The sequence below is a fragment of the uncultured Parabacteroides sp. genome (assembly GCF_905196875.1).
GTDB lineage: Bacteria > Bacteroidota > Bacteroidia > Bacteroidales > Tannerellaceae > Parabacteroides.
On record NZ_CAJJWO010000037.1, the window covers coordinates 36,873 to 48,177 of the forward strand.

The 11,305-nt window shown below is 41.5% G+C and carries 13 protein-coding genes, 2 tRNA genes and 1 pseudogene; 7 read left to right on the forward strand and 9 right to left on the reverse strand.

The features are described 5' to 3' along the window. The 5 genes from QZ076_RS13270 to QZ076_RS13290 are packed head-to-tail and all read left to right on the forward strand — an operon-like array spanning nucleotide 1 to nucleotide 4,049. Nucleotides 1–2,265: a hypothetical protein gene (locus QZ076_RS13270; protein ID WP_052725130.1), complete on the forward strand. Its 2,265-nt coding sequence runs from the start codon at nucleotides 1–3 to the stop codon at nucleotides 2,263–2,265. 9 nt (nucleotides 2,266–2,274) lie between these two features. Beyond that, nucleotides 2,275–2,958 carry a hypothetical protein gene (locus tag QZ076_RS13275; protein WP_293713755.1) on the forward strand — a complete coding sequence of 228 codons (684 nt, stop codon included), beginning with the start codon at nucleotides 2,275–2,277 and terminating at the stop codon, nucleotides 2,956–2,958. Continuing rightward, nucleotides 2,945–3,592 (forward strand): LamG domain-containing protein, encoded by a 648-nt coding sequence (locus tag QZ076_RS13280; protein WP_293713756.1) that lies wholly within the window; start codon nucleotides 2,945–2,947, stop codon nucleotides 3,590–3,592. Before QZ076_RS13275 ends, QZ076_RS13280 begins: the two co-directional genes overlap by 14 nt. Before the next feature lie 20 nt (nucleotides 3,593–3,612). Next, a complete protein-coding gene (locus QZ076_RS13285) occupies nucleotides 3,613–3,810 on the forward strand; it encodes a hypothetical protein (RefSeq protein WP_293713757.1) in 198 nt (65 codons plus the stop codon). Beyond that, a complete protein-coding gene (locus tag QZ076_RS13290) occupies nucleotides 3,807–4,049 on the forward strand; it encodes a hypothetical protein (RefSeq protein WP_293713758.1) in 243 nt (80 codons plus the stop codon). Before QZ076_RS13285 ends, QZ076_RS13290 begins: the two co-directional genes overlap by 4 nt. A 63-nt stretch (nucleotides 4,050–4,112) precedes the next feature. On the opposite strand, the gene QZ076_RS13295 is transcribed toward QZ076_RS13290, so the two are convergent. Both QZ076_RS13295 and QZ076_RS13300 read right to left on the reverse strand, forming a co-directional pair. Beyond that, nucleotides 4,113–5,288, reverse strand: a complete 1,176-nt coding sequence (locus tag QZ076_RS13295) for a site-specific integrase (RefSeq protein ID WP_046151713.1) — start codon at nucleotides 5,286–5,288, stop codon at nucleotides 4,113–4,115. 123 nt (nucleotides 5,289–5,411) lie between these two features. Beyond that, nucleotides 5,412–5,484: transfer RNA gene (locus QZ076_RS13300), tRNA-Pro, on the reverse strand. A 186-nt stretch (nucleotides 5,485–5,670) separates the two neighbouring features. Between QZ076_RS13300 and QZ076_RS13305 the strand changes: the two genes are divergently transcribed. Next, a tRNA-Phe gene (locus QZ076_RS13305) sits at nucleotides 5,671–5,743 on the forward strand. 113 nt (nucleotides 5,744–5,856) lie between these two features. On the opposite strand, the gene QZ076_RS13310 is transcribed toward QZ076_RS13305, so the two are convergent. Beyond that, entirely contained in the window at nucleotides 5,857–6,159 is a 303-nt protein-coding gene (locus QZ076_RS13310) for a DUF202 domain-containing protein (RefSeq protein WP_365325666.1), read from the reverse strand. Nucleotides 6,160–6,402: 243 nt separating this feature from the next. Between QZ076_RS13310 and QZ076_RS13315 the strand changes: the two genes are divergently transcribed. Beyond that, nucleotides 6,403–6,711 carry a hypothetical protein gene (locus QZ076_RS13315; RefSeq protein WP_293713759.1) on the forward strand — a complete coding sequence of 103 codons (309 nt, stop codon included), beginning with the start codon at nucleotides 6,403–6,405 and terminating at the stop codon, nucleotides 6,709–6,711. A gap of 74 nt (nucleotides 6,712–6,785) precedes the next feature. Here the strand turns inward: QZ076_RS13315 and QZ076_RS13320 are convergent, their stop codons facing one another. From QZ076_RS13320 to QZ076_RS13345, 6 genes and pseudogenes are all read right to left on the reverse strand, one after another. Beyond that, nucleotides 6,786–7,043: a hypothetical protein gene (locus QZ076_RS13320; RefSeq protein ID WP_293713765.1), complete on the reverse strand. Its 258-nt coding sequence runs from the start codon at nucleotides 7,041–7,043 to the stop codon at nucleotides 6,786–6,788. Nucleotides 7,044–7,134: 91 nt separating this feature from the next. Beyond that, the gene (locus tag QZ076_RS13325; protein WP_293713760.1) at nucleotides 7,135–7,878 is read right to left on the reverse strand and encodes an alpha/beta hydrolase; all 744 of its coding nucleotides are present in this window, start codon (nucleotides 7,876–7,878) and stop codon (nucleotides 7,135–7,137) included. 76 nt (nucleotides 7,879–7,954) lie between these two features. Next, entirely contained in the window at nucleotides 7,955–8,809 is an 855-nt protein-coding gene (locus QZ076_RS13330; RefSeq protein WP_293713761.1) for a helix-turn-helix transcriptional regulator, read from the reverse strand. A 350-nt stretch (nucleotides 8,810–9,159) separates the two neighbouring features. Further along, nucleotides 9,160–10,557 carry a class II fumarate hydratase gene (gene fumC, locus QZ076_RS13335; protein ID WP_293713762.1) on the reverse strand — a complete coding sequence of 466 codons (1,398 nt, stop codon included), beginning with the start codon at nucleotides 10,555–10,557 and terminating at the stop codon, nucleotides 9,160–9,162. A gap of 137 nt (nucleotides 10,558–10,694) precedes the next feature. Beyond that, a complete protein-coding gene (locus tag QZ076_RS13340) occupies nucleotides 10,695–11,063 on the reverse strand; it encodes a VOC family protein (RefSeq protein WP_293713763.1) in 369 nt (122 codons plus the stop codon). A 90-nt stretch (nucleotides 11,064–11,153) separates the two neighbouring features. Further along, a pseudogene (locus tag QZ076_RS13345) lies at nucleotides 11,154–11,305 on the reverse strand (AraC family transcriptional regulator); the annotation flags it as partial.

Below are 11,305 nucleotides of genomic sequence, written 5' to 3' on the forward strand. Positions count from 1 at the left end.
ATGGCTGCAGGAGAAATCATCATCTCGGATGGACGGATCACTCCCGAAATCTTGGAAAAGATAACAAGCGAGGTGGTCAATAATATACAGACCACCTCTAAAGATCCGGGGCAATACGAGGAAGTAGACAGCTTGCAGGGTATCACTTCTATTCCTGTGTTCCATCAGAGCGGATCAACTTATAAGTTAGTCCGGGTACTGTTGTCAATCCTGAAAGGGGTAGACGGCAAAGAAGTGCACTTGCAATCAACCGAAACGCACCTGCAATGGCGCTGGACGAATGGTATGTGGGAAAATCTTGTTGCTTGGGCTGATCTGAAAGGTGAAGCGGGTGATACTCCTGAATTCCGTACCGGTTTATCCGGCATAGAATGGAAATATGTGTCAGAGGAAGAAGCGGCATGGAAAGTGCTAGTTACATTCGAAGTCCTGAAGTTAAAGTTTACCGATTTGACTGCCGAACAAATAGCCGCTTTTTGGCAGGCAATACCAGAAGATGTTCTGGCTCTTTTCCAAAAACCGGCTACTGACGCGGCCGCGGAAGTACGTAAAGAAATGGCTCAAATCTCCCAAGAAGTGAATCAAGCTATCACGGATACAAACGCAGCTAAGGATGCGGCCAATACAGCGGCCGTCAATGCTAAATCGGTATCGGATCACCCCGGTTACATAGGCAACGACTACCATGTTTATACCTGGGATTACGTAACAGGTGCGTATAATAAGACCGATACGGTACTCCGCCCTGAAGGGTTTAGTATTTATCGCACTTATGCGACCATCGCAGCAATGAATGCCGATCTATCTAACGTTCCGGAAGGAAAATTCGTGTTGATCAATACCGGTAGCGTTGACGATGAAGATACCGCAAAGTTGTATGTAAAAGGTGCGGCAAACTTTGAATACTTAGTTGATATGTCCGGGGCGATCGGTTTCACCGGCAAAACTCCTCAGATAACGATCGGCACCGTTACGGTAGGATCATCTGCATCAGCTTCTTTGCCTCCGGACGGAACCGACGATAACGGCAACCCTAAATTTAAATTGAACCTGGTTATTGTTGCCGGCCCACAAGGGTTGACGCCCATCATCGAAATGGGTACCACAACGACGGGGCAACCCGGAACGGATGCAGTTGCCACTTTAGCCCCGAACGGTCAGACGTCCGACGGTCGGGATAAGTATTTACTTAATCTGACTATTCCGCAGGGATTGCCGGGAACTGGATCTGGAAATGTCTTAGTGCCTGGACCCGGACTCGTGTCGGGTAAGAAGTATTTGTTTGTCCCGTCGGGTAATGATAGTACGGTCGGAACCTTTGTCGAGTATGTGGTGCCGGAAGCCTACGACGATACAGAAGTACGTCGGTTAATCGGCGAAAAGGTTGATAAGGTTGTCGGCAAGCAATTGACGACAGAGGACTTTACAACCCTGCTAAAACAGAAGCTAGAGGGGCTAACGAACTATAACGACGCAACACTTACGGCGGAGTTGAATAACCTGAAGGCACGTCTGGATGCTTTGATAGGGACATCGGCCAGTGCTGCAATTGATACGTTTAATGAGATCACGGCCTTTCTGGCAGGCATCACCGACACGCAGAGCTTAACGACTTTATTGTCAGGCTTACGGACTGACATTGTAGCTTTGATACCTACCAAGACGTCTGACCTTACCAACGACAGCGGTTTTGTTTCGGATGCTAGTTACGTGCATACTGACAACAACTACACAACAACGGATAAAAACAAGTTGTCAGGGATTGCGGCTAGTGCAAACAACTATGTACATCCCACTACGGCCGGTAATAAGCACATTCCGGCCGGTGGAACTTCTGGGCAGATACTTCGATGGTCAGCAGATGGGACGGCGGTTTGGGGAGTAGATAATGATACAACATATTCTCCGGCAACCGAAACGACAAACGGGCTAATGAGCTCGGATGACAAGACAAAACTTGATCGTATAGGGTCATACACTACCGCCACAACAGTAGCAAACCTCAATGCAAATTACGAAAATATTGAAGTTAGTCTTAATGCTAATGCATCGCTATCGGTTAATGCGGCGGGTAGAAATTATGATGGGCTTGAAATGAATGTACTTGTTTATTGCCCATCGACTCGAACAATAACAATCCCAACATCCGGGAATTATGAGAGCATGTGCGGGAGCTCGCATACTTGCCCAGCTGGTAGGCGGGTAGAATTTAACCTTAAATGCTATGTGGGTATCTGGCATATTGCAAAATTAGAACAACAATAAGGAGGATATATGATATACATAGGACATAACAACAACGCTCCCTTCTTCCTCGAGATCGAAGAAGAGCTGAATACTACAGATAACGTGGTAGTATATACCTGGGAGGATTTTATCGATAACAATGTAGCGTGGCTTAAATTAAGCGCAGAACAGGGGCAGTTTCACAACAATCATCCGGGTGCTACACCGGAGGAAGTCTATAACATGCAGATTCCGGAGCCGGTGCCTGACCCCGAACCAGAACCTACTCCTGAACCGGATGTGGAACAGGTAGTTAGACGGGCAAAGCTGGCAGAGATCGAAGAGCAAGACGCTTTTAGCAACAAGTTTTTTGTGTCAGTGATGCAAGGTGGAATGGAAGTCGCAAATCAGGAGTTGTGGATTGATAAAGGCCTGCGCAATTCCCTATACTCGATCACGCTCCCGGCTCTATTGTCAGACGGTGAAACTACGACAAAACTATGGACTACTGGCACACCGCCTGAATCTCTCGACGTACCAATCCCCTGGGCGATGGAAAAACTCCCATTACTCGAAATCTATGCGAAACGCACCTACGACCGTCGAGCTTCGAACGAGGCTGCTGTCTATGCCGCTACAACCGTCGAAGAGATAGCTCAAATCGACGTAAAAGCGAACTATCCGAAGTTTTTGACATTCGAATTAAATCTTGACAACTATGAGCAGGCGTAGATTTATGGGAGAGAAATCTTTTTCTCTAGTTGGATTAATAGATTATTACAAGTTTAACAGCACAACGAGAGACGAAGTGACTGGTACGATTAATAGCGCTTCAGTGTCTTATTCGGCCGGCAAAATAGGAAATGCAGCATATTTCGGTTCGTATTCCCCTTTAAAGTTTGCTCGTAACTCTGGTACATTCAACAACTTTACAGTTTCATTATGGGTTAAACTGGATTCCGGTAGCTTTCCAGGCCAATATAGAGGGATCTTTCTTTCTCGGGCTTCCGACGAAACAAAACTGTATGGTCTGTGTATTGAAGATAAAACGCTTATTGTTAATGACAATGGTATCAGAAGATATACAACAACGCTGCCTACAGGGAATTGGATAATGATTACGTTGGTGATAAAAGGAGGTAATGGAACCATCTATATTAATGGTGTCGAAAAAAGTACATTTTCTTTTTCAACTTTTTATGTGCAATCTGCGACTTATATCGGATGTGACTATTTACCCGTTACAACCTCTCAAAACAATCGTGGTTTACGTGGCTACCTAGATGAAATGTCAGTATGGAGTAGAGCGCTATCAGCATCAGAAATAAGTGAGCTTTACAACAATGGTAATGGGTTGGAATTATAACCCAAGCACAAAATAATAATATGGAAGCAACAATACAGAAACAATCAATTAAGCAGGATTTGATGATCCTGTTTATGGCCGCAGTTATAACTGCAACATTTATCGGTTACAGATCAACGGTAGCCCCGCATTATCTCTCGGCATCGAAGATTGAAGAAGGGACTATTGTGGTTAAGAACGACAGTATTACAACGATCATAATACCTGATAAGCGATGAGTAGAAGAAGGTTCATGGGCGAAAGAAAGCTAAACCTATATACAAAAAGGTTTTATCCTGCAGGAACATATACCTGGAAGGCTCCTGCGGGTTGCACTTCTGTCGATGTATTTTGTGTAGGAGGTGGCGGAGGTGGCGGGAATGGCACCGGTGGTGGTGCTGCCCGTGGTGGATCGTCCAAAGGTGGGAAAGGCGGAGACGGCACTGTATTAATAAGATATTACGCATACGAGCAATAGCTCAAAACGCATAAAAGGTGAGCCGATCAGAAAAACAGATTGGCTCACTTAACTTTTTTCTTTTTAAAAATCCGTATCAAATTTCTCTATAATAGGATTTGCTTCTTGGATATCATGCGGTGTATAAATGTCAGTCATCAGTATAGAGCTGTGTCGAGCCTGATCACGAACACTGATATTATCAAGTTTGCATCGAAGCATAGTAGTTACACCTGTATCTTTCAATGAGTAAAATTTATATTCCTTTGGAAACTTCAATCCTTTACGCACATATCGATTCCAGTAATCTCTAAATTGTTTTTCCGAACGTTGCTCTTTGCTCGGCATAAAACCGGATCCAAACAAATAATAATCGTTTGGGGCAGATAAGACGCCTAAGTCAAGCATCAGCTCTATAATCTTTTTGTTAATCGTTACCACTGCGCTTTTCCTATTTTTCGAATTTTCCTCCGATATAAATATGGTCCTATTCTTAATCGATATATCTCCGATCTTTATCAATGACATTTCTTTCGGTCGTATAAAACAATAGAACAATATATATGTAGCCAACAAATAATGACGGTTATGACCGACAACGAATGATTTTAATTTTGCCAAGCTATCAGCAGGAATCACTGTCCTACTCTTTTTTCTACTCCTTTTACCTATCACTTCAATACTCTCCGTTGCTATAGTTTTATGATATCCCTGTCTCACCAGGTACTTTGCAAATACGCGAAGCCACATAAGATAATTATCCCGTGTCTGTGGAGAATTATCCCGATCTATATAAATATGCTCAAGGAATTCATTTAGGTACTCCCTGTTCAATTGATATATATATGTAATTGGATTTTTTAAACTTTTATTGTATTTCCGTAGATTTCTAAGATAGGACATGTAACTGGTGTAAGAATCTTCACGTAAAATATCATCTTGAAAATATCGTGTAGCCAACTTTATATAAGCTTCACAAGCTTCATCAAACAAGACATAGGCTTTACTGTTCTCTGATTCGATCCAAGGATTCCACCCGCGCCGTAACTTTTCATTCAAACGCGTCATTAAGTCAGCTGCATATTTCCTGCGTTCAGTAACTTTTGTGATATAATTCAGTTTGATCCGCTTTATTTTCATTTTACCCTCCACCGGATTGAAAGCATAAAAACCAATATACCACTCTTTACCTGTGTACAATTTGGGAAGCGTATAGGATATAATATCCTGTAATTCTGTATTTTTCTGAGATTTGGGCATTTTTTTTTTGGACGAATTCATATCCGCACAAAATCGTTTTCAAATGTCTCCCGGAACTCTCCCGGCTGTATCTAAAAAGGTATAGGCAAATATCTAATAATTAGATATTTGCCTATCAAGTAGTCGGGATGAGAAGACTCGAACTTCCGACCTCCACGTCCCGAACGTGGCGCGCTACCAACTGTGCTACATCCCGTTTTTGATTACGGCTGCAAAGGTACAACTAATTTTGAACCTGCAAACATTTCCGGCATTTTTTTTACAGAAAACAGTAAAAAAAACAACAGACTACTTACTCTTTAAAATTTCTTGATATTTTTCTCTCAAAAGATTTGGAGTATTCAAAACTTTCCCTACCTTTGCACCCGTTAAACAAAACAATGGTGCCATAGCTCAGTTGGTAGAGCAAAGGACTGAAAATCCTTGTGTCCCCGGTTCGATTCCTGGTGGCACCACTGAAAATCAAGCAGTTACATTCTATTGTAACTGCTTTTTTCGTATACAACTCTCTTCTTTTTATAAAAAGCCACCTGTCTTCTGAATTTTTTGTGTCAGTTTATACAATACTTTATGACTGGAATTTAGTGTTTTCAGTAACATACGATTTCAAATACTTTCTTAAATGATAATACCTATAAACTCCTACAATAAACAAGATTACACCTGATACTAAACAGATCCATGCCACCATTCTCAGATGCTGGATAATTTCGATCTCAAATATCCCCATTCCCACCGTCAAAAGGTATAAAGAAGTACGTATATAAGAAAAGAGCGTCTGCTCATTAGCCAACCTGGTTCTTTCGAGTGCAAGAAGATCTCTTAAGATAATTTCCTCATGATTTTTTAACTTCTCCATGTTATCTGCCATTTTCTCTTTTAATTTTTACTGTAAGCTATATATTCAAAACAGACAAATAAGAGATGTTGTTGAGGAAATTTTCATCACATCCCCACAATTATCCACACCTTACCCCAGTTTCGGCATAAGGGCATAAAACAACAATATCACTGATGTACAACAACATACCCCTTCATACATTTTTCTGGCACACATATTGGATTATACTAAGTGTATTAGTAATAAAGATTGTTTAATTTAAAAATTAAAATCATGAAAAAGGTATTAGTTGCAATAGCAATGATGATGGGAGTTGGTAGTTTCAGTGCATTCGCAGCAGAAACAAGTGTTGATTCAGTAGCATGCTGTCAGTCTACACAAGATGAATATACTAAGATTGAAGTATCAGAAGTCCCCGATGCGGTAAAGGCTGCTGTAGAAAAAGCCTATGAAGGACAAACAATTAAAGAAGCTTCTGTTGCAGAAAAGGATGGGGCAAAAACGTACAAACTGGTTATCACCTCAGCAGAAGGAACAGAAAGCACCGTTATCTTTAACGACAAAGGAGAAGAGGTAAAATAAATAAAAACAACAAAGGTTTTTAGCGGTTAAAATAATGTCCGGATTTCTGAGAGGAGTCCGGACATTTATTTATCTCAGCTTTCATACCGTTCTGCCCAGCTATGTATCACCGGACTTTCTATATCCACACCAAACTCCCGTGCCTTTTCCAGGATACGGTAAGCCAGCAATGGCTTTTTATCTTCTGGGGCATATCTGAAATAAGCCTCGGCCGCCCGTACATGAACACCATCAGGCATAGGAAACTCACGGGTTTCAGGAAGCCCGAAATCAGACGAAGGAAGTTCCTCACGCTCTTCTGTTGTTAATCTGTCGCTGGATTCTTTTATCATAATCATTCATTTAGGAGATTTATTCCCTAATAACAGCTTCACGGTTATAAAGATTATGTACAGACTACTATTTAACCTACTAAAACAGTTGCTAATCTTCTTTTCGCAACAAGATACTATCGAGTATGGAGTTGACAGTACCGGCTTTCTTTACTACCATCAAATGATCTCCTCCCTCAACAGGAAATACATTTTCCAACCGGTCATAAGGAAATATCTGATCAGCCGTACCATGAATATGATACAGGTGCTCACTCTTATTGTCTGGTATCCAATCAGTAATCTGTTCAAGAGCCCATTTTATATAGACAGGATCTGTTACAGTCATATATTCTGCCAGATCTGAATTGGAGGCATTATAAACCAGCCGGTTGAAAGCATTTGTTATAAAATCGGTGGAAGAAAAGAGTCGCTTAGGCATAAATTCCATCAGGTTCACTTTCCTGACTGCCTGAAATAGGACAGGGATTTCCTTTTTACTTTTGAAAGAAGAAATAATAACACATTTCGAAGGTCTCAGGAAAAGAGTCATCTCTTGCATAATCACTGCTCCGAAGGAATAACCTATCAGGATAAAAGGAGAAGTCGCATCTATAGCTTTCGCCATTGTACGGGCGTATTCTGATAGTGTCTCATCAGGTCTGGGGATATACCACTCGATATATACTTTCTTAAATCCTTTAGGAAGACGCAATTTATCGAAGACTTTGCAATTATAGCACATCCCGGAAATAAAATAGACATTGATATCCTTTATCTCCTTTTTCGAAAACCAATTTATCAATGATGATAAACGCTTCCATATCCCAGGTGATGACGCTTTATTTTCTTCCATATAGTTCTTACTCTTTATATAAGCATAAAGATAACTATTTTGTTCAAAAGCCCCATATTTCCAGCCAATAAGATTATTATTCCGATTTTAACTGACGTAGGAGCTCGGAGGGAGTACAACCAAACTGCTGCTTACAAAAACGAGTAAAATGGGTAGCCGAATTGAACTTGTAGAGCCTCATTATATCACTCAAAGTATTCCCCGGCTCAGCTAGTTTAAAACGGACATGTTTAGCTTTCTGTTTCAGAATCCACTGATGGGGAGACAAACCAAACTCTTCCCGGAACTTATTATTGAAATTCGTACGTCCCATCCCTGCTATCTTTGCCAGATCATCCACATGATCTACCTTCAGATAATTTTCCAGTATCAGCGAACGGAAATCCAGTGACTTCCCGACAATCGGATGGAACAAATAAGCCAACTCTTCTTTCTTATAAAATCCACGAAGCAGCAAAAACAGTTCCAACGACTTTATCTCATGTAGATGTTTGCAATTCATTTTACACTCCATGTATTCGATCAGCGTATTCAGAAAAGACTTCAAGGGAGGATAGATCACAATAGGTTCAAAATCATACTGTATCTTATTACACAGGGGGGCCAGGGATTGAAGTTCCATTTTATTACAAGCCCCTGGGAAACGGTCAAATGTAAATATAACAACATTCGATGCAGACAATATCCTGCATGAAAAATCAGCGGATTTAGGTATCAGAATAAACTCTCCCGATCTGATTATCTTATTTCTCTGTTCATTACAACAAATGACAGCTTCTCCTTCCAGAAAAAAAATCAAATGATGATAATCCCTATCTTGTTCTCTCAGATCGTTTTCCTCATTCAATATCCGATGCTTAAACCCGACTAAAATATTCGGAGAATATTCCCTGCAAGATACATGCTCTTCCAAATAAAGTAATTTTTTCATTACACACCCTATTTTAAAAATTCTAACATTAGTGTTTTTTCTCATGCATATCCATTGAGGATAGCATTAACGGCCGGGTCTTCCATTTACAGTATAAAAGGCATTATATTCATTACATGAAACAAAAGTATAATCTTTTACACTATAAACTACACACATTTTCGCCGTTAATGTTTACATATTCACCAGTCTAATACAGCCTAATAAATTATTGACTTGCATTAAACTTAATTAGTAATTTCAGAGGTATGTATCCAAATGATTTTCAACAAAACAAAGATGCAGCTTTTACGTATTCTGAAAAAGTAGCATCCCGTGAACTATTTGTCTGAATTTTATCTTTATTCGAGTTAAATCTTACCGACCATTTTTGACGGATCGACCCAGGCATCAAACTCTTCTGCAGTTATATGACCTGATTCGACAGCAGCCTGCTTCAACGTCTTATTTTCCCTGAATGCTTTCTGTGCAATAGCAGCAGCCTTATAATAACCTATCTTCGGATTAAGAGCCGTAACCAACATAAGCGAATCATCCAAATGTTTCTTTATATTCTCTTTTACAGGCTCGATACCGATAACGCAATTATCATTAAAACTTCTGCAACCATCACCGATCAGGCGGGCACTATGAAGGAAGTTATAAATAATCATCGGCTTGAAGACGTTCAGTTCGAACTGCCCGTTTGCCCCGCCTACCGATATAGCCACATCATTACCCATCACCTGTGCCGCGATCATTGTCAATGCTTCGCTCTGGGTCGGGTTCACTTTACCCGGCATAATGGAAGAACCGGGCTCATTCTCCGGAAGATGAATTTCACCTATCCCGGCACGAGGACCGGAACCAAGCATACGGATATCGTTTGCAATCTTCATCAAACTGACGGCAATGCCTTTCAATGCACCATGGGTAGAGACGATAGCATCGTGAGTAGCTAATGCCTCGAATTTATTCGGTGCGGAACCAAACGGTAATCCGGTCAGTTGTGCTATTTTTCGGGCTACATTTTCTCCAAAATTATCCGGCGTATTGATCCCCGTACCGACTGCTGTGCCACCTAAAGCCAGTTCAGCCAAATGCGGCAAAGTACTTTTCAAAGCATGAATACCATATTCCAGTTGAGCAGCATAGCCACTAAACTCCTGGCCAAGCGTCAGCGGCGTAGCATCCATAAAATGGGTACGTCCTATTTTTACGATCGGCATAAACTCACGGCTTTTCATGACTAAAGTCTTGTGCAGCATCTCAAGAGCCGGGATCGTATTTTCCCTAACCATTTTATATGCCGCGATATGCATAGCCGAAGGAAAAGTATCGTTGGACGACTGCGATTTATTCACATCATCGTTAGGTGATAAGATCTTTACCTCATCCGTCAGTTTTCCACCGTTCAACACATGCCCGCGATAGGCTATCACTTCATTTACATTCATATTTGTTTGTGTTCCGCTACCGGTCTGCCAAACAACCAGAGGGAAAGAATCCTCCAGTTTTCCATCCAGTATCTCATCACAGACACGTACAATCAGGTCACATTTTTCCGGAGATAACACACCGGCGTCTTTATTTGCCAGGGCCGCTCCCATTTTCAAATAAGCAAATGCCCGGATAATTTCTTTCGGCATCCGGTTTATATCCTGTGCAATCCTGAAGTTTTCAACACTACGCTGGGTCTGTGCGCCATAATAGGCATCGATGGGAACTTTTATGTTTCCCATCGTATCTTTTTCTATCCGACATTCCATAAGTCTTTCTTTTTAATATCTATCATTTATAGAACCATACAAAGAATGAATTGTTTACGTTCCCAGAGCGTATCTTTTAGGATGCCAAAAGCTCTCACACGACTTTTGACACCCTCTTTCAACATCAGAAACCGTTTTTACTTATCGGAATACAATCCCAGCGTATTTCCTTCGCTGTCGGTAAACATCGCGAAGTAGCCGCGGCCTTCAGATTCGATCTTTGTCTTTTCACGAACAATGCCGCCGCCGTTGGCTTTGATCAGGGAAAGCGTTGTTTCCATATCGTCTACATTCAGGTGGACAAGCACGCCATCCTTTGCCGGAAGGAAATCAGCGGCCCAGGAGATAGCGCCCAGAGCCAGTCCGTCCTCATCGGGGAAGAAAGCCATCTTTTCTGTTTCACATTCCATCACGCTCAATTCCAGGTTCAATACTGCTTCGTAAAACTTCACGGCTCTTCCGAAGTCTGCCGTCGGGATCTCAAAGAAAGAAACTAACTTTTTCATATTCACTTTTTTTTGTTGTTAAACTATTTCTGCCAATTGACAAGGCAAAGGTAGGGCACGCTAAACGCCCAAACTTGGAAAAAAAGGACATTACTCGTTGTCGGTAGAAAAATAATCGGAGTAGGGAGCACACAGTGACAAATACTCTCCCGGAGTATAGCCGGAGAATATTTTGAACTCGTTGATCAGGTGCGGCTGGTCGTAGAAACCACATTCGCAGGCCAGTCGCGAAAAAGTCATGG